At 67.7% G+C, this 19,411-nt stretch carries 24 protein-coding genes and 1 riboswitch; of the genes, 13 read left to right on the forward strand and 11 right to left on the reverse strand.

The window, feature by feature from the left end:
• The first annotated feature begins 1 nt into the window (after nucleotide 1).
• Nucleotides 2–712: an ABC transporter ATP-binding protein gene (locus ACRB8A_RS10365; protein WP_432244640.1), complete on the forward strand. Its 711-nt coding sequence runs from the start codon at nucleotides 2–4 to the stop codon at nucleotides 710–712.
• Nucleotides 709–1,893, forward strand: a complete 1,185-nt coding sequence (locus ACRB8A_RS10370) for an ABC transporter permease (RefSeq protein ID WP_432244641.1) — start codon at nucleotides 709–711, stop codon at nucleotides 1,891–1,893. Before ACRB8A_RS10365 ends, ACRB8A_RS10370 begins: the two co-directional genes overlap by 4 nt.
• 1 nt (nucleotide 1,894) lies before the next feature.
• Here the strand turns inward: ACRB8A_RS10370 and ACRB8A_RS10375 are convergent, their stop codons facing one another.
• Entirely contained in the window at nucleotides 1,895–2,656 is a 762-nt protein-coding gene (locus tag ACRB8A_RS10375; protein ID WP_432244642.1) for an SOS response-associated peptidase, read from the reverse strand.
• Between the two features lie 143 nt (nucleotides 2,657–2,799).
• Between ACRB8A_RS10375 and ACRB8A_RS10380 the strand changes: the two genes are divergently transcribed.
• The 3 genes from ACRB8A_RS10380 to ACRB8A_RS10390 all read left to right on the forward strand — a co-directional run bounded on the left by ACRB8A_RS10380 (nucleotide 2,800) and on the right by ACRB8A_RS10390 (nucleotide 4,885).
• Nucleotides 2,800–3,057: a mycoredoxin gene (locus tag ACRB8A_RS10380; RefSeq protein ID WP_050684421.1), complete on the forward strand. Its 258-nt coding sequence runs from the start codon at nucleotides 2,800–2,802 to the stop codon at nucleotides 3,055–3,057.
• Nucleotides 3,058–3,161: 104 nt separating this feature from the next.
• A complete protein-coding gene (locus ACRB8A_RS10385; protein WP_432244643.1) occupies nucleotides 3,162–4,247 on the forward strand; it encodes an S-(hydroxymethyl)mycothiol dehydrogenase in 1,086 nt (361 codons plus the stop codon).
• Nucleotides 4,244–4,885 carry an MBL fold metallo-hydrolase gene (locus ACRB8A_RS10390; RefSeq protein ID WP_432244644.1) on the forward strand — a complete coding sequence of 214 codons (642 nt, stop codon included), beginning with the start codon at nucleotides 4,244–4,246 and terminating at the stop codon, nucleotides 4,883–4,885. The genes ACRB8A_RS10385 and ACRB8A_RS10390 overlap by 4 nt, the downstream gene beginning before the upstream one ends.
• Before the next feature lie 15 nt (nucleotides 4,886–4,900).
• Here ACRB8A_RS10390 and ACRB8A_RS10395 read toward each other — a convergent pair whose 3' ends face one another.
• On the reverse strand, nucleotides 4,901–5,650 hold the full coding sequence (locus ACRB8A_RS10395; protein ID WP_432244645.1) for a lipoate--protein ligase family protein: 750 nt from the start codon (nucleotides 5,648–5,650) through the stop codon (nucleotides 4,901–4,903).
• Between the two features lie 16 nt (nucleotides 5,651–5,666).
• On the opposite strand from ACRB8A_RS10395, the gene ACRB8A_RS10400 reads away from it, so the two are divergent.
• Both ACRB8A_RS10400 and ACRB8A_RS10405 read left to right on the forward strand, forming a co-directional pair.
• On the forward strand, nucleotides 5,667–6,059 hold the full coding sequence (locus ACRB8A_RS10400) for a DUF2177 family protein (protein WP_050687957.1): 393 nt from the start codon (nucleotides 5,667–5,669) through the stop codon (nucleotides 6,057–6,059).
• Between the two features lie 6 nt (nucleotides 6,060–6,065).
• Nucleotides 6,066–6,614 (forward strand): hypothetical protein, encoded by a 549-nt coding sequence (locus ACRB8A_RS10405; protein ID WP_432244646.1) that lies wholly within the window; start codon nucleotides 6,066–6,068, stop codon nucleotides 6,612–6,614.
• A gap of 5 nt (nucleotides 6,615–6,619) precedes the next feature.
• Here the strand turns inward: ACRB8A_RS10405 and ACRB8A_RS10410 are convergent, their stop codons facing one another.
• The 3 genes from ACRB8A_RS10410 to ACRB8A_RS10420 all read right to left on the reverse strand — a co-directional run bounded on the left by ACRB8A_RS10410 (nucleotide 6,620) and on the right by ACRB8A_RS10420 (nucleotide 9,767).
• The gene (locus ACRB8A_RS10410; RefSeq protein ID WP_050687959.1) at nucleotides 6,620–8,335 is read right to left on the reverse strand and encodes an ABC1 kinase family protein; all 1,716 of its coding nucleotides are present in this window, start codon (nucleotides 8,333–8,335) and stop codon (nucleotides 6,620–6,622) included.
• Nucleotides 8,335–8,880 carry a PadR family transcriptional regulator gene (locus ACRB8A_RS10415; RefSeq protein WP_050687960.1) on the reverse strand — a complete coding sequence of 182 codons (546 nt, stop codon included), beginning with the start codon at nucleotides 8,878–8,880 and terminating at the stop codon, nucleotides 8,335–8,337. The genes ACRB8A_RS10410 and ACRB8A_RS10415 overlap by 1 nt, the downstream gene beginning before the upstream one ends.
• Before the next feature lie 83 nt (nucleotides 8,881–8,963).
• Complete coding sequence (locus tag ACRB8A_RS10420; protein ID WP_050687961.1) at nucleotides 8,964–9,767, reverse strand: thioesterase family protein; 804 nt, start codon at nucleotides 9,765–9,767, stop codon at nucleotides 8,964–8,966.
• A 171-nt stretch (nucleotides 9,768–9,938) separates the two neighbouring features.
• Here ACRB8A_RS10420 and ACRB8A_RS10425 point away from each other — a divergent pair, with 171 nt between their 5' ends.
• Complete coding sequence (locus tag ACRB8A_RS10425) at nucleotides 9,939–10,616, forward strand: endonuclease/exonuclease/phosphatase family protein (protein WP_050687962.1); 678 nt, start codon at nucleotides 9,939–9,941, stop codon at nucleotides 10,614–10,616.
• Here ACRB8A_RS10425 and ACRB8A_RS10430 read toward each other — a convergent pair.
• Nucleotides 10,613–11,128: an NUDIX domain-containing protein gene (locus ACRB8A_RS10430; protein WP_432244647.1), complete on the reverse strand. Its 516-nt coding sequence runs from the start codon at nucleotides 11,126–11,128 to the stop codon at nucleotides 10,613–10,615. The genes ACRB8A_RS10425 and ACRB8A_RS10430 overlap by 4 nt on opposite strands.
• A gap of 26 nt (nucleotides 11,129–11,154) precedes the next feature.
• Here ACRB8A_RS10430 and ACRB8A_RS10435 point away from each other — a divergent pair, with 26 nt between their 5' ends.
• Nucleotides 11,155–11,673, forward strand: coding sequence for a metallophosphoesterase family protein (locus ACRB8A_RS10435; RefSeq protein WP_432244648.1), 519 nt, complete (start codon nucleotides 11,155–11,157; stop codon nucleotides 11,671–11,673).
• On the opposite strand, the gene ACRB8A_RS10440 is transcribed toward ACRB8A_RS10435, so the two are convergent.
• The gene (locus ACRB8A_RS10440; RefSeq protein WP_432244649.1) at nucleotides 11,651–12,190 is read right to left on the reverse strand and encodes a hypothetical protein; all 540 of its coding nucleotides are present in this window, start codon (nucleotides 12,188–12,190) and stop codon (nucleotides 11,651–11,653) included. The genes ACRB8A_RS10435 and ACRB8A_RS10440 overlap by 23 nt on opposite strands.
• 179 nt (nucleotides 12,191–12,369) lie before the next feature.
• On the opposite strand from ACRB8A_RS10440, the gene ACRB8A_RS10445 reads away from it, so the two are divergent.
• Nucleotides 12,370–13,263: a glucose 1-dehydrogenase gene (locus ACRB8A_RS10445; RefSeq protein ID WP_050687966.1), complete on the forward strand. Its 894-nt coding sequence runs from the start codon at nucleotides 12,370–12,372 to the stop codon at nucleotides 13,261–13,263.
• Between the two features lie 2 nt (nucleotides 13,264–13,265).
• Here the strand turns inward: ACRB8A_RS10445 and ACRB8A_RS10450 are convergent, their stop codons facing one another.
• From ACRB8A_RS10450 to ACRB8A_RS10465, 4 genes are read right to left on the reverse strand one after another with little or no spacing between them, the layout of a single operon-like run.
• Nucleotides 13,266–13,712 (reverse strand): DUF1810 domain-containing protein, encoded by a 447-nt coding sequence (locus ACRB8A_RS10450; protein WP_432244650.1) that lies wholly within the window; start codon nucleotides 13,710–13,712, stop codon nucleotides 13,266–13,268.
• Between the two features lie 13 nt (nucleotides 13,713–13,725).
• Nucleotides 13,726–14,265, reverse strand: coding sequence for a DNA alkylation repair protein (locus ACRB8A_RS10455; protein WP_432244651.1), 540 nt, complete (start codon nucleotides 14,263–14,265; stop codon nucleotides 13,726–13,728).
• A complete protein-coding gene (locus tag ACRB8A_RS10460; RefSeq protein WP_050687968.1) occupies nucleotides 14,262–14,642 on the reverse strand; it encodes a TraR/DksA family transcriptional regulator in 381 nt (126 codons plus the stop codon). The genes ACRB8A_RS10455 and ACRB8A_RS10460 overlap by 4 nt, the downstream gene beginning before the upstream one ends.
• The gene (locus ACRB8A_RS10465; RefSeq protein WP_432244652.1) at nucleotides 14,642–15,973 is read right to left on the reverse strand and encodes a coiled-coil domain-containing protein; all 1,332 of its coding nucleotides are present in this window, start codon (nucleotides 15,971–15,973) and stop codon (nucleotides 14,642–14,644) included. Before ACRB8A_RS10465 ends, ACRB8A_RS10460 begins: the two co-directional genes overlap by 1 nt.
• 179 nt (nucleotides 15,974–16,152) lie before the next feature.
• On the opposite strand from ACRB8A_RS10465, the gene ACRB8A_RS10470 reads away from it, so the two are divergent.
• The 3 genes from ACRB8A_RS10470 (at nucleotide 16,153) to ACRB8A_RS10480 (ending at nucleotide 19,304) form a co-directional block, all read left to right on the forward strand.
• A complete protein-coding gene (locus ACRB8A_RS10470; protein ID WP_432244653.1) occupies nucleotides 16,153–17,115 on the forward strand; it encodes an IS481 family transposase in 963 nt (320 codons plus the stop codon).
• Between the two features lie 19 nt (nucleotides 17,116–17,134).
• Nucleotides 17,135–18,100 carry a hypothetical protein gene (locus ACRB8A_RS10475; protein WP_432244654.1) on the forward strand — a complete coding sequence of 322 codons (966 nt, stop codon included), beginning with the start codon at nucleotides 17,135–17,137 and terminating at the stop codon, nucleotides 18,098–18,100.
• Between the two features lie 186 nt (nucleotides 18,101–18,286).
• Nucleotides 18,287–18,452: riboswitch (cyclic di-AMP (ydaO/yuaA leader) on the forward strand.
• 3 nt (nucleotides 18,453–18,455) lie between these two features.
• Entirely contained in the window at nucleotides 18,456–19,304 is an 849-nt protein-coding gene (locus tag ACRB8A_RS10480) for a C40 family peptidase (RefSeq protein WP_050686183.1), read from the forward strand.
• Nucleotides 19,305–19,411: the final 107 nt, after the last annotated feature.

Below are 19,411 nucleotides of genomic sequence, written 5' to 3' on the forward strand. Positions count from 1 at the left end.
CGTGGCTGAAGAACTGATTGACCTGGCCGGCGTCACCCGTTCGGTGTTGCTTCCGGACGATCAGGAGCTGCACATCCTCCGTGGGATCAACCTGAGCATCTGCAGCGGTGACCACACGGCCATCATCGGCCGCTCCGGCTGCGGAAAATCAACGCTGCTGAACCTGCTGGGGTTGCTGGACCTGCCTACTGCCGGTGAGCTGACGTTTATGGGCGTCCCGGCCCGGCAACTCAGCGGCAATGCCCGGGCCAGGCTGCGCGGCAGCTCCGTTGGCTTTGTGTTCCAGCAATTCAATCTCCTTCCCGGCCGAAGTGCCCTGGAGAACGTGGTCACCCCGCTGATGTACGCCACGGGCCGGGATTTCTGGAAACGCAGGGAACTGGCCATGGACATGCTGGACCGGGTGGGCCTGTCCCACCGCGCCGGCACCCATCCCGCCCTTTTGTCCGGCGGTGAGCAGCAGCGCGTGGCGATTGCCCGGGCGCTGGTCCGGCGGCCGCGGCTGATCCTCGCCGACGAACCGACGGGGGCGCTCGACGTCGATACCGGCCAGGCGGTCATGGCGCTCCTTGACACCGTGGCGACGGAGTCGGGTGCGGCTTTGGTGACCATCACCCACGACGTTAACGTCGCGGCGCTGGCCAGGTCCTGCTACCGCCTCGACCAGGGCGTCCTGTCCGCCCTTTCCGTCCCTGCGGCGGCAACGGCATGACCGGCGTTGTCTCTGCCCTGCTGGAAGCCTGGCAGGAGCTTCGAATCAACAAAACCCGCATCCTGCTGGCCCTGGTGGGGGTGGCGCTTTCCGTTGCGGCCCTGACATCGGTGGTGGGCGTGGGCAACCTGGCACGGAAGGGCCTGACGGCGAATTCCGAGCGGAACGGCGGCCGCTCCGCCACGTTGGGTGTTGGGGTGTACGGCCCCACGGCTCCGGACGCGGCGACGCTCACCGCCGCCTACCAGGGCATCGTGGCCCGGTACGGAATCGATTACTACACCTCGGTGGACCAGGCCGAAAACGGCTTCCAGTTCCCCACCGGAGTGCGCAGGGTCCAGTTGCAGGTGGTGGACCCCGGGTACGGAACCATCCACCGCCTCACCTTGGAACAGGGCGGCTGGTTCACTGCGGGGGACGAAACCCGCCTGGCGCCGGCCGTGGTGGTCAATGAGGCGTTCTACAACCTGGCCGGCAGGCCCAACCTCACCACCAACCCCGGCGTGGGAATCCTGGGCGCGGGCCCGGCGACCGCCGTCATCATCGGCGTGGTCCCGGACGACTGGGAGCAGGCACCGCCGTCGGCCTTCATCCTTAGTGCAGCCGCTGCCGCCGCGGACATTCCGCTCAGCGGGTCCGGGCAGTTCAAGTTCTGGGTGGGACAGGAGCAAGCTGAGCCGTTGAAGGCCGCCATCGCCTCCGATCTTCAGGCGCAGTTCCCCGGCATTCATATCCAGGTGGACAGGGCGGACTACGCCAGCCAGGGCGACCCGTTTGCGGTGGTCCAGCTTGCCGTGGGCGGCATCGCCGGCCTGGTCCTCCTGCTGGGGGCCGTGGGGATGCTCAATATCTCCATGGTCACGGTCCGCTACCGGGTGCGGGAAATCGGCATCCGGCGCAGCTTCGGAGCCAGTTCGCACCGCATTTTTGTGGGCGTCATGATGGAGTCCGTGGTGGCCACCGCCTTTGCGGGCGTGCTGGGCGTGATGGTGGCGGTGGCCGTGGTCAAAAACCCCTGGGTGGAAAAAGCCATAGCGCCCGGGCTGAGCACCTATCCGCCGTTCCCGGTGGACGCCGCACTGCTGGGCCTGGGCTCAGCAGTCCTGGTGGGGGCCCTTGCGGGAGCGGTTCCGGCGCTGGTGGCCGTGCGCGTCAAAGTCATTGACGCCATCCGCTTCTAGCCTAAAAGAGCGCTTCAACGGGCCGGATCAGTTCCGGCCCGTTGTTGCGGACATTGCCCACGGCGGTCCCCACGGAGTCGACCTGCCAGTCCGCCGCCACATCCACGACGCCGGCCCGCACCAGGTCCACGAGCCCTGCGGCGTCGGTGGCGTCCGGCTCCAGCCAGGCGTCCATGGTTTCGGCGCTCATGGGCAGCGGCACCCTGTCGTGCAGCGCCGTCAGCTTCCCGAACACCGTGGACTCGCTGCCGGGAGGCGGCGTGTCAGCGGTCAGGATGGAGGTGGTGAGCAGCCACTGGCCCGGCTCCCCCGCCGGAACGGACAAATCCTTCCACCATTCATACAGTCCGGCGAACACCAGGCCCCTGCCCTCGCCAGGGTGGACGTAGTACGGCTGCTTGGCCTTGCCCGTGCCCTGCTTCCACTCGTAATACCCGTCGGCGGGGACAGCGCAGCGGCGCGATTTGACCGCCTTGCGGAACGCAGGCTTTTCCAGCACGGTTTCGCTGCGGGCGTTGATCATCCGGGAGCCGATGCCGGGGTCCTTGGCCCAGGACGGCACCAGGCCCCAGCGCGCCACATGCAGCTGGCGCACCTGCCGGGGCGCCGCATCATCGCCCTTGATGCGGTCCAGGACAATGGGGACGGCGTCGGTGGGCGCAACATTCCACGACGGCGGGATGCTCACCTCATCCTCCAGCTCGGCGTCGAACTCCGCCAGCAGGTCCCCCACTGCCCGTGCCATCACATAGCGTCCACACATTGGACCAGCATGCCATCGGGGGCTGCCGGTGTCATCCTGCACCGGGAGCCGGCCGGATCCCCTGGGGAATATGCTGGAACGCGCTGCCGTTGACGGGAGCAGGACCCTGACAGAGGCCACAACACAACGCTTAGGAGAATTCCTTGGACTTCACCCCCGAATCCGGCACGATCACCATGTTCTCCACCACCTGGTGCGGCTACTGCAACCGGCTCAAGAAGCAGCTGGACGCGCAGGGCATCGGCTACACCGAAATCAACATCGAGGAAGTGGACGGCACCGCCGAACTCGTCGAACAGCTCAACGGCGGGAACCGGACGGTCCCCACGGTCCTGTTCCCGGACGGCACCGCGGCCACCAACCCTTCCGCGGCGGAGGTCCGGACCCGCCTGGCGGCCTGAACGCACCACGGCGGCCGGGCGCACCGGCCTCATGTGATAGACAGAACGGGACCAACATCAACGTGTTGGTCCCGTTCTGTCTATCTGCGTTAAGGGAGCCTTCCGTGGTCCATAAAGTCAAAGGTGTCGTTGCCCGCTCCAAGGGTGCGCCGGTAACCCTGGAAACCGTCCTGGTCCCCGATCCCGGCCCCGGCGAGGCACTGGTGGACATCATCACCAGCGGCGTGTGCCACACGGACCTGCACTACAAGCAGGGCGGGATCAGCGACGACTTCCCGTTCCTGCTGGGCCACGAAGCCACCGGTGTGGTCAGCGCCGTCGGTGCCGGCGTCACCGAGGTGGCTCCCGGGGACAAAGTGGTGCTGAACTGGCGCGCTGTCTGCGGCGAGTGCCGGGCCTGCGCCAAGGGCCAGCCGCAGTACTGCTTCAACACCGCCAACGCCACCCAGAAAATGACTCTCGAGGACGGCACCGAGCTTTCCCCGGCCCTGGGAATCGGCGCCTTCATCGAAAAGACCCTCGTGGCTGCCGGGCAGTGCACCAAAATTGACCCCGCCGCCGACGCGGCCGCTGCCGGCCTGCTCGGCTGCGGCGTGATGGCGGGGATCGGCGCGGCCATCAACACCGGCGGCGTCAAGCGCGGGGACACCGTCGCCGTGATCGGCTGCGGCGGCGTGGGCGTGGCCGCCATCGCCGGCGCTGCGCTCGCAGGCGCCACCACCATCATCGCGGTGGACATCGACGCCAAGAAGCTCGAACGCGCCAAGGACCTGGGCGCCACCCACACTGTTGACTCCTCGGCCGGCGACCCCGTGGAACAGATCCGGGAACTGACCGGCGGCTTCGGCGCGGACGTGGTGATTGACGCCGTCGGCCGTCCCGAAACGTACAAGCAGGCGTTCTATGCCCGCGATCTGGCCGGCACCGTGGTCCTGGTGGGCGTGCCCACCCCGGAGATGACCCTGGAGCTGCCCCTCCTGGACGTGTTCGGCCGTGGCGGATCGCTCAAGTCGTCCTGGTACGGCGACTGCCTGCCGTCCCGCGACTTCCCCATGCTCATCAGCCTGTATCTGCAGGGAAAGCTGGACCTGGACGCGTTCGTCACGGAGCGGATCAGCATTGACCAGGTCGAGGAAGCCTTCGACAAGATGCACTCCGGCTCCGTCCTGCGCTCGGTGGTGGAACTGTGACCGCGCGGATCGACCGGCTGGTCACCTCCGGAACGTTTTCGCTCGACGGCGGCACCTGGGACGTTGACAACAACGTCTGGATCGTCGGCGACGAGGCCGAATGCGTGGTCATCGACCCGGCCCACGACGCCGCAGCCATCGCCGCTGCCGTGGCCGGCCGGACCCTCAAGGCCATCCTCCTGACCCACGGGCACGATGACCACATCGCCGCCGTCGGCGCCCTGCGGGACCTGGTCCCGGCCCCCGTCCACCTTCATCCCGGGGACCTGATGCTGTGGCAGGCGGTCTACCCGGGCACCGAGCCGGAGCACAGCATCAGCCACGGTGAAGTCTTCACCTTGGCAGGACTGGAGCTGAAGGCGCTGCACACGCCCGGACACTCACCGGGGTCCGTATCCTTCCACCTGGCGGATGGCCCGGACGGCGAAAGCACTGTTTTCACCGGCGACACCCTGTTCCAGGGCGGACCGGGCGCCACGGGCCGGTCCTACAGCGACTTCCCCACCATCATCGATTCCATCCGCCGGGAGCTGCTCACGCTGCCGGCCGGAACGGTGGTCCGCACCGGACACGGTGACACCACCACCATCGGGGCCGAAGCCCCGAACCTGGACGAGTGGATCGCCCGCGGCCACTAAGCAGTAACCCGCGGGTCACGCCCCCAGGCTGCTGAAAGGCGCCTCGGCCAAGGTGGCGTGGCCCGCGTAGGTGGCCAGCAGGGCCGCCTCGACGGCGTCCACATCCACGCCGGGCACCAGGTCGTCCGCAGCGCCCGCCGTGGCAGGGTCCCACGCCAGGCCCAGCGCGGCGTAGCTGTCCGTGAGGACTCTCCGGATGGGTGCCGAGTTTTCCACCACAATCACCGAGCTGAAAAGCCAGCCGCCCGCCACCACGCGCTGCGCGGTGCCCACCAGCTTGACCTTGCGCGTTTCGTCCACGGGGTCCGTGCCGTGCACGCTGTACTCGCCCGGGCAGTATTCGCCGGGGATTTCCCCCACGGCGGCCTGTACGCCGGCGCGGCGCAGGGCCGTAGCGAAGAGCTCCCCGAAGTGGCTGAACCGGGTCTTAGACCCTGCCACCGCGTCGCGGTCCGGCTCAATGTGGTCCACCACCAGGGTGCCCTGGTGGTAGGCTGCGGCCCGGCCGCCGGCCCTGCGGACCAGGGGTTCGAAGCCGTTGTCCCGGCACGCCTGCATGGCCGCGTCAAAACCCGGCAGGCGGGTGTCACGCTGGCCGAAGGCCACGGTGGGCGCGGGCCGGTAGAGCCTCAGGGTGGGGCCGATGTCCCCCGTTTTCGCGCGCGCCAGCAGTTCCAGGCCGAACTCCAGGTCCCGGGCAGCGCCCAGGGAGGCGTCCTGCCGCACCACGGTGAGGGTACGGGGTCCCGGGACGGTGTTCGCCATGTTGCTAAGCTCCCTTATGGTTATCTTGCAATTCCTCGTTGTGGCCGCCGCGTTCGCCGTGATCGACGCCGTGTGGCTCAAGGTTATGAACCCCTTTTACCGCAGCCACATCGGTGAGCTGCTGGCGGACAAGCCCAACCTAGGGTACGCCGTGGCGTTTTACGTCCTGTACATTGCCGGCATCGTGTTCTTTGCGCTCCGGCCAACGCTCGACGGCGGCAGCTGGCTGATGGCCCTGGGCTACGGCGCCGCGCTGGGTGCGTTCGCCTATGTCACCTATGACCTCACCAACGCCTCGACCCTGAAGGTCTGGCCCCTGCAGCTGATCATCGTGGATGTCATCTGGGGTGCGGTCCTGACTGGCCTGTCCACCCTGGTGGGCTGGCTCGTGTTCCACACCCGGGCATAGCGAACCATGGACATCAAACGCGTTCGCTGGTTAATGGTCCTGCTGGTCGCGGCCGCGGGTGGCGTCAACTTCCTCCTCAAAATCCTGTCCGGAGACACACCGGGGGATGCTGCCATCGGCACCGCGATTTATGTCGTCCTGATGGGCTCAGCTGTGGCACTCCTGCTCCGGAACCGGGGCAAAACGCTGCGCCGGCTCGCCGACAGCGGACAGGTTGAGTGCCACCTCCGCTGTCCTGAAGCGCCGGACGGCGACCGATACCGGAAGTGGAACTTCGGCCTGGTCCTGGCTTCGCCGGGTGTGCTGACGTTCCAGCCGGTCCTGGGTAAAACCACCATCGCCAGGGGCGCTGCGTTTGACCTCAAGGTGCAAGCGGTGTCCGGTTCCAGGTCAGCACCCACCGCCTGGGACAAGTTCAATCAGCTGGGACGCAAGACACTGGTCCTGCCCCTTGATACCGCTGACGGAACCGTCGAAGTTGCGGGCAGCGCCGCCACCCTGGACAAACTGGAAAGCAGGTTATTTGAGCAGGCCGCCGAAAACCTGCTGACCTGACAGGATCACCCGCGGCGCCCCACCCAGAGGCCATGCAGCAGGGGCAGCGCGGAGACCAGCATCAGGAGGTTGCCCAGCCCAGGGTCCCCGCCGCGGACCACCGCCCCGGCGATCAGCAGGGCGCCGAAGACCAGGACCGAAGCGACCCGTCGTGCGCCGCGGTTGAGCAGCGCCACCTGGCGTTCCAGCCGGGGGTTGCCCACGGCGAGCGAGCCTTCCTCGGCCCTGGTGATAAGGCCGTCGAGCCGCCTGGGGAGTCCGATCGCCAGGCCCGCCACGTCCAGCACCTGCCGGCCCGCGTCCTGGATGAGGTTACCGCGCTCGTCGCGCAGCAGGCGGGCCGCGTAGGGCTCCACGGAGTCCCACAGATTGAACCGCGGGTCGAGGGAGCTGCAGACCCCGGAGGTCAGGGACATGGCCCTGATGATCAGGAGGAAGTTCTCCGGCAGCTGGAACGGCAGCGACCGCACCACGTCGCCGAATTCAACCGCGAAGTCCCGGAACTCGCGGGGATCCACTTCCCGCAGTTCGGCGAAGCCCATGCCGCCGAACCGGGCGAAGAGCTGCGTCATGGCCCGTTCCAGCTCCTGGGTGTCGGCGGACGGGATCAGCACCCCCACGTCGCTGATCGCCGCCACCAGGCCCTTGCCGTCGCGGGAAGCGGCAGCGATGAGCAGCTTCCGCAGGCCGCTGCGGGTCCCGGCCGTGACCTCGCCCATCATGCCGAAGTCGATGAAGGTCAGTTTCCAGGCCGGTTCCCCGGGCCTGGCAGGAACGGGCGTGACGAAGATGTTGCCCGGGTGCGGGTCGGCATGGAAGTAACCGTTGGTGAAGAGCTGGTCGAACATCACGGCAGCAAAAACCGGCGCCACGTCCACCGGGTCGATGCCCGCAGCCCGCAGTGCCTCCACGTCGGTGATCTTGATGGCCGTGACGTCCTCGAGGGTGAGCACCCGGCGGGTGCACCGCTCCCAAACGACGGCGGGAACCGCCACCCGGACATCGCCGGCGAAATCGGCGGCGAAGCGCTCCGAGCCGGCCGCCTCGTGCAGGTAGTCGATCTCCTCGAAGCTCGTTTGCGCGAATTCCTCCACCAGCGCGGGCATGTCCACCCGGTCGGAGACAAGGCGGAAATGGCTGAGCCAGCCGCCCACCCTGCGCAGGGCGGCCAGGTCGACGTCGACAATCGCGTCGATGCCCGGCCGCTGGACCTTGACCACTACGTTCTCCAGCCCGGTGTCGGCGGCGTCAGCGGGGAGGAGCCGGGCGCGGTGCGCCTGGCCCAGCGATGCTGCGGCGATGGGCGTCTCCTCCACCCAGGCAAAACGCTGGCTGAACGGCGCGCCGAGCTCCGCTTCGGCAAGGGCCCGGATGGCGGCGAACAACACCGGGGGCACCTCGTCCTGGAGGCCTTCGAGTTCTGTGGTGATTTCAGGCGGGAGTACATCCAGCCTGGACGAGAGGAACTGGCCCACCTTGATCATCAGGCCGCCGAGGTCAACGGCGAGGTCGTGGAAGCGCCGGGCAAACCTGAGCATCCGTGCGGTCCGGGTCCGCTCGGCGATCCGGACCAGCCCGACGCGCGGGAGGAACAGTTCGAACCACCAGGTCACCGCCAGGTGCCACGCGGCAAAGCGCAGGATCCTGCGGTAGCGTGCTCGGGTATTTCCGGCCCCGGACACCGGATCAGCCCGGTCCCGGCGGGCCGACGCCACCCCCATCAATCCTGGGCGAGGATCGAATAGATCCGCCGGCGGGCGTCTTCAAGGACCTTGACGGCCTGCTGCACCTGTTCTGCGGAACCTGTCCGGCCCACCTGCGCGGTTGCCTGCGCCAGCTCCACGCCGGCCTTGGGGAGCGAGGCGAACCCCGGGCCCGTTGCGGCGCCGGCTTCCTCCCAGGGCGCTGAAGCGTGGGAGTCCGCAGCTTCCTCGCGGCCGGCTTCGGTCAGGGAGTAGATTTTGCGGCCGTTGGACTCTTCGGCCCGGATGGATCCCTCGTCCGCCAGCAACTGCAGTGTGGGGTAGACGGACCCGGCGCTCGGTTTCCAGCTGCCGCCGCTGCGCTCTTCGATTTCACGGATGATCTGGTAGCCGTGCATGGGTCGTTCCGCCAGCAGGGCAAGCACCGCCGCGCGGACTTCGCCTTTGCCGGCCCGGGTGCCGGCGCGCTTTTCGAAACGGGACCGCAACTCCTCCACGGCCTGCCACATGCCCTCCATGTTGTTGCTGCCGCCGAATCCGCCTGCCGGATATGAACCACGCATGATGATCTCCTTTGCAACGCCGAACGATATACAACGATACTCAACGATACACCCGGGAGCTGGCCGCCCGACCGGCCCGGTTGTCAGGTTTTACGGAGCGTCAGGATCTGTTCGGCGCGGCCAAACGGGCCCTGGCTGTCGTGCAGGACCGTGGACGTGAGGCCGATCCCGTCCCGTCCGAACGACACCGCATTGTCCAGCCCCAGCCACTCGCCTTCCGGCCGCCGGTACATGTGGATCTGCAGGTCAACGTTGGGGAACGCGTAGCTGTCCTTGCCCGGCGGAACCCTGGCCGCGATGCCGTTGGCGGTGTCCACCAGGCCCATCAGCCGTGCCAGGTCACCGGCGCCCGGACCATCGGTCAGCGGGTGCGGGGTCCGGAGCCAGACCTTGCCGGCCCCGGGCCGGTGCCCACCAGCCACCCGCATCTCCAGCGATGCGATGTAACCGCCGGGCCAGACGGCAGCACCGTTAAACGGTTCGCAGTCCCCCGGGCCCGGTATGGCGGGATCCTCGACGGCGGCCACGGCCTCCGTGTTGCTGGTGGCCAGGCGCCAGGCGGTGGCCCGGATGGCGGTCCTGCCGCCGGCCACGAGTTCGGCCTGCACCAGCTCGATGGTCTTTCCCGGCCGCAGGGTGGTGGCCTCGACGTGGAATTCGCCGCCGGGGATCAGGCCGAGGATCTCGTAGCTGAGCCGCGCCATCCGGAGGTCGGGGCGGGGGTGGTGGTTTTCAAGGACGTGGGCCAACAGCCCGGAGGCGGGCGCCATGTGTTGCTCGTGCTCGTTCCAGGCGCCCTGGGCGTGCAGGGTGGAGCGGAACCGGCCGCCTCCGAGGTCCTGGTAATAGAAGTCGCCTTCGGCCAGCTGGGTCGATTCTGCAGTCAACGGGAACCTTCCGGGGTGTTTGAGGAGTCCGCCAACTCTATCTGCCGGGCGGCGTACGCCCGGCGGCGAAACGGCCCGGGCAAGGTTGCGGCGAAATGGGAGGGCCAGGTGGGAAGCTACTGGGTAGACTCAGGAACCGGTCCTGTTCGCAACCCTCTGAAGAGGTGTTCCATGCGCGTCATCAGCTACAACCTCCGCAAGCACAAGGCGAGCGGTGAACTCCTTGCCCTGGCCCATAACCACGACATCGATGCGCTGTGCCTCCAGGAAGTTGATTCCTCGGATCTGCCCGACACCCTGGGCCCGCTGCGCCTGGCGGACTCCACCAAGGGCAACCGCCTGGGCCTCGCCATTTACTACCGCACCGGCCGGTTCACGGCGTTGGACACACAGTCCTTCGCCCTGAAGAAGTCGATGCATGACCGGGTCCTTGCCCCGGCCCACGAGCGGCTGATCGGAACCCGGGTGGTGGACAACGAAACCCAGCATGAGCTGGTTATCGGCTCGTTCCACGCGGCGCCACTGACGGCGTCGAATTCGCTGCGCCGCAAGCAGATCCATGCCGCGCACGCGGAACTGCTCAGCATGGGCAAAGGCCTGATGACCCTGATGGTGGGCGACTTCAACTACCCGTTTTTCACCAAAAACCTTGACATCCACATGAAGAACTCGGGATACGCGCTGTCGCTGAGCAACCGGCGCACCTACACCCGATACAAGGTTTTTAAGGGCCACTTCGATTTCGCCACCTCGCTGGGCCTGGACATCGCCAGCGTCGAGACGCTGCCGCGCGGCAACTCGGACCATCTGCCCATCCTGGTCAACGCAGAATACGGCCCCGACTACTAAGCGCCAGGCCGTGACGGCAGGCGTTCCCGGAGGCCCGGCCAGGCCGCAGCGAAGCCGGGGTGGAGTTCCTTGTTCTCCACCCCGGCCACCGGCACCCACTGGAGTTCAATGCTCTCGGGATCGCTGATGACGGGGTCGAACGGTTCGCGGACCAGGACCACAACGGTGGTGTAGGCCCAGTAGTCCAGGTCCAGCACCGAAGTGAACAGCACGTCCACCCCGTCGGCAGGCACCGCGGCTTCCTCATTCGCTTCGCGGAGGGCGCCGGTCACGGGGTCCTCATGCTGGTGCAGCGCGCCGCCCGGCAGGCCCCAGGTGCCGCCGTTGTGGCTCCAGATGGCGCGGTGCTGCAGCAGGACACCCTTGGCGGGGTCGAAGGCCAGAACACCTGCCGCGCCGAACCTGCCCCAGAAGCGGCCGCGGCCGCCTTCCACCCAGGCGTCCCCGGGGTCGCGGGGGCCGGTACGGACGGGAGGTGTGCTGGACGTTCCGGCTGCAGTGAAGTGATCCATGGCACCAGTCTGTCAGGATGTCACTCATGCCGCTAAAACTGCTTTTGATCGCCGACACCCACGTACCCAAGCGGGCCAGGGAGCTCCCCGCCCAGGTGTGGGACGCCGTCGACAACGCCGATGTGGTGTTCCACGCCGGCGACTGGGTGGCCGCATCACTCCTGGACCAGCTGGAGCTGCGGAGCAGGCTCCTGGTGGGCGTCCACGGCAACAACGACGGGGCGGACCTGCGGCACCGCCTGCCGGAGACGGCCAGCATCACCCTGGAAGGCGTTCGGTTTGCCATGGTCCACGAGACAGGCCAGGCGAAGGGCCGGGAGCTGCGCTGCGAGGCGGCGTATCCGGAGGCGGACGTCCTGGTGTTCGGCCACAGCCATATTCCGTGGGACACCACCGCGCCCAAGGGACTGCGGTTGCTCAACCCGGGTTCCCCCACGGACCGGCGGCGGCAGCCGTCCTGCACCTACATGACGGCGGTGGCCGACGCCGGCCGGCTGGGGAACGTGGAATTGGTCAACGTGGTCAGTCCGCAGACCGCCCGGTAAGCATTTCGAGGCTCGTCGCGGACGCGGCCAGCTCCAGCAGCCCGCGGCCCGTGTGCAGGGTGATGGCCTTCCCGCCGGGAAACGCCAGCCAGGGAGCCTTCACCACAGGTCCGGCCGGACGCGGGTCCGGATAGACTTCCACGCGGCCTGCGACGGAGCCGCTGAACCCTGCCTTGGCCTGGAACAGCAGCCGGCCACGTTCCACCTTCGCGTATCCGAAGGCCCACTTGCCCGGCGCCGGCGCGTCCGCTGCGCGCTGGGCGCATTCGAAAATCCCCTGCCGGGCGTCGCTGGCGATCCGCTTCCGTTGTACGGGCCGGAAAACCAGTTGGGCAAGCAGCATCCCCGCACCGCCTGCCACAACAAACAGCACCAGCACGGGCCAGAACCCGATGCTTTCCTGCAGGGGGAACACTGCCAAGGCCACCACCGCGATCAGCAGGTAGCCATCCAGGTTGGCGTCGTGCAGTTTTTCCGGCCAGCCCCTGGGTGTGGGGGCCAGATCCTGTTGGGGCAACGGTGCGCGCCTTCCTGCCGATGGTCCGGACGGCAGCAAGTGCCGGGTGGGGCCAGTCTACGGCGCCGGGTTGGCAGCAGGGGCAGTTCGAGCCTAGGCTGGGAATGTAAGCATGCTTAGCTTTTAGCATCAGAACATCCAGCGGGAACCACCGCGTCCCCGGCAACAGGAGGAACCAGATGGCAGACCAGTACACGTTCCGCAATCCAGTGACAGCCTACGAACGGATTTCCCCGCCGAAGCAGCACCAGCCCGAACCAGGCCTGGATGCCGAACTTACGCCCACGGCCGATCTGGGCGAGGACAGCTACCGCGGATCCGGGCGGCTGGAGGGCCGGAAGGCAATCGTCACCGGGGCTGACTCGGGCATCGGCGCTGCCACGGCTATCGCGTTCGCCCGCGAAGGCGCCGATGTGGTGCTGTCTTATCTGCCCGAAGAGGAAGAGGACGCCGCGAGGATCGCCGGCATCATCAAGGCGGCGGGCCGGAAAGCCGTGCAGGCCCCCGGCGACCTGAAGGACGCTGGCACCTGCCGCGCACTGGTGGAGACGGCGCTGGCGGAGCTTGGGGGCCTGGACATCCTGGTCAACAATGCCGGCAAGCAGGTGGCACAGGAGGAGTTCACGGACATTTCCGACGAACAGTTCGACCACACGCTCAAGACCAATGTTTACGCCATGTTCTGGCTGACCAAGGCGGCAGTACCGCACCTGCCGGCAGGTGCCACCATCATCAACACCACGTCCATCCAGGCCTACAGCCCCTCGCCCACCCTGGTGGACTACGCCACCACCAAGGCAAGCATCAACAACTTCACCAAGGGTTTGGCCCAGCAGCTTGCCCCGAAGGGCATCCGCGTCAACGCCGTGGCGCCGGGTCCCATCTGGACTCCGCTGCAGGTCAGCAGCGGACAGCCCAAGGAGGAACTGCCGGAGTTTGGCCAGTCCACGCCGTTGGGCCGGGCGGGCCAGCCTGCGGAACTGGCGCCGGCCTACGTGTTCCTGGCCTCCGCCGAATCCAGTTACGTGGTGGGCGAAACCCTCAACGTCAACGGCGGCAGCCCCACCCCCTAGGCTCAGGTGCCGGCAAGCCCGGCCAACAGTGAGTCCGTGGCCGCGTCGGGTACCCCGTCGAAGAACTGGTCCAGGACAGCCTGGAACAGGGCTACATCGGGGTCTGCCCGGAGGAACAGGGTCATGGCGGATTTTAGCTTGCGTGCATCGATGCTGCCCAGGATGCTGACGGCCGACCGGCCGGGTTGGTCCATCAGGGCGGCTGTGCATTCGAGCAGGCGGGGGCCCAGGAGCCCGTGCCGCAGGTAGGCGCGCGCCTCAGCCAGTGAGTTGATGGCGTACCTGCGGGAGGTGGGGCTCTGGCCCAGGCCGGCGATCTGGGGAAACACGAACCACATCCAATGGCCGGTTTTGCTGCCTGCGCGGAGTTGGGCGAGTGCGTCGTCGTAAACCCCGCCCTCCTGGGCAGTCACGAACCGTTCAAGGTCCCGGGATGCGTTCACGGACATGTCTCCTTATCTGTCAGCCGGCCGAAGCGCCCGGCACCGCCTGGTCGAGGTACGCTGCGGCGTCCCGCAGTTCTGCGGCCGGATCGGTCCGCCACCTGGACAGGACCACCTCGGCTTTCCGCCGTTCCATGGTGCTAAACCCCGCCAGCATCGGCGCCACGACGTCGGCGAGCAGCGGGTCAGCCAGTTCCCCGGTAGCCGCGGAGCGAAGGAACCCTTCAAGGCGGGTCAGGTCGGAATGCAGCAGGGTCCGGACCCTGGTCTGCAGCAGCACCACGGCCGCCAGCCGCCGCTCAAAAACGGGGAGTACGCCGGGTGCCGGCCGGGCCCACAAGGCGGAGGCCAGCAGGAGGATCCCGTCGTGGTCGAGGTCCCGGAACTTCCGCAGCGCGTCCCGGGTGGTGCCCCGCACGGCACCCACGGACGACCCGTAGGAGGCGAGGACACCGCCCAGCCGGGACCCGACGTCGTCCGCCCGGTACCAGGCGCCCTCATTCTGCAAGGTGATGTCGATGAATTCCACGGCCGGACCCACGGAACCGCCGGCGGTCACCGGCCCCGTCCCGCTGAGGAGTGGCTGATGCAGTAGGGCGTCCAGGGCCTGGCCTCGAGCCTGCCCTCGGCAATGGGCCCGCCGCACTCGAGGCAGCTCCCGTAGGTACCGTCGGCAATCCGGGCCAGCGCGGCGTCGACCTGCGCCAGGCCAGCGGCGCTTTGCGCTGCCAGGGCGGACGCCTGCGAGAGCTCGAAGGCGATGGTGGCGCCTTCCGGGTCGTGCTCGTCATCAACGTTGGAGTCCTGCCGGGCGGAGCTGGCACCGGCTATTTCGGCCCGCAGGGCAGCGACCAGCGCCAGTTTCCGGGCGCGCTCCTCTTCAAGGAGCAGCCGGAACCGGCCGGCGCTGGCCTTCGACAGTCCTGGCCGTGCCATCAGTACCAGTTGTAGGCGATCGAATGGTTCCAGGCCGCGCAGGGCGAGCCGTAGCGGCCGCTGATGTAGCCCAGCCCCCATTCGATCTGGGTGCGGTAGTTGGTCAGCCAGTCGTTGCCGGCACTGGCGTACTTTCCTGCGGGCAGGGACTGGGCAATCCCGTACGCTCCGGAACTGGGGTTGGTGGCGGTGGTCCGCCAGCCCGACTCCTTCATCCACAGCTGGGACAGGCAGGGGAACTGGTCCTGGCCCCAGCCATACCCGGCCAGCCTGCCCGCCGCGTAATTTTTCGCGCCGGCGGGATCATTGACGGCGCCGCCGGGCACGGAAGGGACGACGACGGGAGGCCGGACGGGTTCCACCGGCACCTGCGGGGCTGGGGCGGGGTTCGCCGGTGCCGGGTTCGCGGGGGCGGGGTTCGCGGGTGCCGGGTTTGCAGGGGCGGGGTTGGCCGGGGCGGGTCTTGCAGCGGCAGCGGCCGCAGCTGCCCTGGCGGCGTCGTCGGCCTGCCGGCGGGCCAGTTCTTCGGCAGCCTTGCGCTTGGCATCCTGCGCGGCCTGGTAGGCGGCTTCGGCTTCCACGCCCTGCCGGTACTCCCCCTCGACAGCCGCGGTGGTGCCTTTCAGGGACGCCAGCTGGGCCGTAAGTTCGGTGCCATGCCGTTGCCCGTCGTCGATCTGCCGGGCCATGCCGGCCTGCGCATCGCGGGCGGCCTTCAGTTTCGTGGCAGCCTCAGCGGTGAGGCGTTCGCGTTCGGTCCGGGCTGCCTGCTCCTGTTCGCGGAGGGATTCAGACACCTTGGCGGCGGAAGCAGCCCTTTCCACCAGCGCGGCCGTTTTGTCCCCTACCATCTGGACCACGTTCAGGCCCTGCACGTTGTTGTGCTCCAACGCGTCCAAGGCCACGAAGAACCCTGTGTTGGTGCCGCCTGTTTTGTAGGACTGCACGGCGAGGGCCCCCAGCTCCTTCCGGCGCCGGTCCACGTCGGCAGTGGCTGCTGCGGTTTTTGCGGCCAACGACAGCAGCCTGGCATCCACTGCCTGGAGCGCGGCGTCGGCCACGCCATAGTCTGCGGCGGCGGTTACGGCCTGGCCGCCGAGGATTTCCGCCTGTGCTGCCAGCCCCGTCAGCAGCTCGTTGATTTTGGCGATTTCCGTTGCCTTGCCGGCCTCGGTTTCCTTGGCCTGCTGCACGTCTTCCCACGAGGGATAGCCCGAGGGCGGCGCCGGCTCGCCGGCCATGGCGGGCGGCAGAACGGCCGAGCCGGCCAGGATAAGTGCCAACAGGCCGCCGGCCAGGGGCGACCGCACTTTGGAAACGAACGGGGACATAGTTCCGAAGCCTACCGGCGTCCGTCCGCCGGAACACGCTGAAGTGTCCACATCGTTACATTGGGAGCTGCAAAACGTGGACCTAGATGTACTCGGCCAGGACGTTGGTTACACCGTAAAAGGGTGAAGACCTCTTAGGTTGGTGGTTACCACACACACCGAACGACTAAGAGGTCTTCATGGTCCACCGTAATGCCCGTCTGACTCCTGCCGGTAGAGGCATCCTTGTCCAGCGTGTTCTGGACGGCCGACCCGTGGCCCACGTGGCGAAGGAAATGGGTGTCTCCCGGACCTGCGCCCACCGGTGGTTCCGACGCTATCTGGAGCACGGCTGGGACGGGATGGAGGACAGGTCTTCACGTCCGCGTTCCTGCCCGCACGCCACCCCCGCGAGGAAGATCGACGAGGTGCTCGCCGCTCGTGCCGAGCACCGCGAGGGCCCGGTCCAACTCGCCGAACGGTGCCACGTCCGGCCCCGGACGGTCTCCCGGATCATCGCCCGGGCCGGGATGCCCCGGTTGTGGGAGCTGGACCCGATCAGCGGCGAACGCATCAGGGCAGGCCGGGCTACTGACCACCGCTACGAACGCGACACCGCCGGTGAACTGCTCCACATTGACGTGAAGAAACTCGGGAGAATCCCAGCCGGCGGCGGCTGGCGTGTTCATGGCTGGTCCGAAACCGTCAAAGGCCGCGGACTCGGCTACGACTTTGTCCACGTGGCCGTCGATGACCACTCACGCCTGGCCTATGTCGAGGTCTTCCCGGACGAAAAGGGCCCGACCTGCGCAGCGTTTCTGGCCAACGCCGCAGCGTTCATGGCCGCGAACGGGGCACCCGTTCAAGAAGTCATGACCGATAACGCCCTGGCCTACATCCGGTCAACAGCCTTCGCGACCGTCATGAAGGACCTCGGCGCCAAACATCGGCGCACAAAGCCCCGCAGCCCGTGGCAAAACGGCAAAGCCGAACGATTCAACCGCACCTTGCAAGAAGGCTGGGCCTACAAGAACGCCTACGACTCCAGCAACCACCGAACACAGGCACTGACCGGCTGGCTAGACTTCTACAACCACCGCCGAAACCACGCAGCCCTCGGAGGGCGACCACCCATCAGCAGATGTAACCAACCTGCTGGCTGAGTACACCTAGACTGGGGCCATGGGCACTCCCCGCCGTCCTTCGCGTGGCACGCCGCGCTGCGCAACGGCGGCCGTTGCCGGCCTGGCCCTGGCCGCCCTGACTGCGTGCTCTCCCCCAGCCAATCCGACGCCGGCGTGGTCCACTCCAGCCGCCGCAGAACCGGCACTCACCGTGGAAGTAAACCAGTCCCGGGACCAGTACGGGCGGCATGGCATTGAGTTGCTGATTACCAACAGCACAGACAGTCCGGTCACGGTCAGCGACGCCCGGCTCAGCACTTCCCTGTTCCAGCAGGACATCCGTTGGGACTCCGCGGGCGGTGTAGTGGTCGTGCCACCGCACCAGGCCAAAATCCGAACCGCAATGTTGCCCACGGCTGCCTGTCCGGAGCCGGGGCGGCCCACTTCCAGCGGGCCTGCCGCGGTGGCCACAGCGACGTTGACGCTGCCGGCGGCAGACGCCACCGCCCCGGCCACAGTACCGCCCACCACCGCTCCCACTCCCACCAGCATCGCGTTGGAGGCAACTGATCCCCTCGGAATCCTGGCCCGGAACAACGCTGAACTTTGCCTTTCGGCGGCTGCGGCAGCGGTAGCGGACCTGGCCCTGGCTCCGGACCTGGCCGTCGCGCCGGACTTGCGCACCGCCGTCGTCCACCTGCTGGTTGATCCTGCTGGCGGGGCCCGCGGGAGCGGCCGGCTGACCCTCGAACGGTTCGAAGGCACCACGCTGCTGGCGGAAGCGTCGGCGGATCCCTGGCCCGTTGACACCGTTGTCAGGGCGGGAGCTGCGCCGTTCGTTATGAACCTGCGGCTCCGGCCCGCGCGCTGTGACGCGCACGCTGTGGCGGAAGACAAAGTGGGCACACTGCTGCCCGTCCGGGTGGCAGTGGGGATGCGCTCAGGGCAACTGAAACTCGTCGCCGGAGCCACCCTGCGCGGCCAACTTTATGACTTTGTGACGAAGGCCTGTGCGGCCGGCTGACCGGATGGCGTCCTTCGAGTTCAGGGGCCCGGCAACACATCAGCGATGGACAAACCAGGGATCCGAGAGGCCCACCTCGCATGTTATCCAAATGTGACAATTGGTCGGCACCTGGGTTATGGTCTTGATGTGTCCCTCTCCAACGGGGCACTCCCACCAGCATGCCGAGCCCTGCCGCTGGCCTGGGATCAATCGTTTCCGGATGGCAGGGACGGGGGAACCAAGTTTCCACGGCTTCTTTGAAGCCTTGGGGTTAAGTCGATAGCACCTCTGTCCTTGATGGGGTGCTCCCGGCCGGGTAGCTCCAACCCGAACCCGACAGCTCACCCCGCAGGCATGGGAGAGGCGATCTATCATGTCAAAAAACACCCTGGCTGCCCGTCACCGCGCGGTGCCGACCCATTCCATCGTTCTTGAAGGCCTGGCAGTTTCCGCCAAGTCGCAGGCCAAGTCCCTGGGCCGCCCGGCCCTGGCCGTGGCCGCCGCATCCGGCATCGCGTTCGGCATCGGCGCCCCGGCCCACGCCGGCGTGACCGCACCGGATACCACCGGAACCAGCAACGTCCAGGCGTACTCGGCACCGGCAGCGCCCGCTGCAGCGCCTGCCCCTGCCGCTGCCGGCAATGTCCACACCGTTGTTTCGGGTGACACGCTGGGCGCCATCTCCTCGGCCAACGGCGTCAGCCTGAACGACGTCCTCTCCGCCAACGGGCTGTCCATCTCGGCCGTCATCTACCCGGGCGACCAGATCCAGATCCCAGGCGCCGGCTACGTGGCAGCCCCCGTGTCCGCCCCGGCCCCGGCTCCCGCCCCGGTCCAGGCTGCAGCCGTTGCCGCCCCGGCCAACACCGGCATGAACCTCAGCTACGCGTCCGCTCCGGCAGCCTCCACCGGCACCGGTACCGGCGCCGCAATCCTCGCCTCGGCTTACAGCCAACTGGGCGTTGGCCAGGACTGCACCGCCATGGTGGAAAAGGCCCTGCGTTCGGTAGGCAAGTCCGTGGGCGACCTCGCCCCGGGCCAGTTCTTCCAGTACGGCAGCGTTGTGGGCTCACCGGCCCCCGGTGACCTGGTCATCACCGCCGGCCACGTTGGCGTTTACGCCGGCGACGGCCAGGTTGTCAGCGGCGGCGTGGACGGTTACAAGACCGAGGTCCACTCCATCAGCTGGCTCGCCGGAGCTTCCTTCGTCCGCGTAGCGTAGCTTCGCGGCGCAGCAAGCGCCTGCACCACCGCAAGGGCGGCAGCCGGGATCAGTCCCGCTGCCGCCCTTGGCGTTTAAGGAATGCGGCGCGGAACCGGCGGGGCCCC

It is taken from the genome of Arthrobacter sp. G.S.26 (assembly GCF_050847375.1).
In the GTDB taxonomy this organism is placed as follows: domain Bacteria; phylum Actinomycetota; class Actinomycetes; order Actinomycetales; family Micrococcaceae; genus Arthrobacter.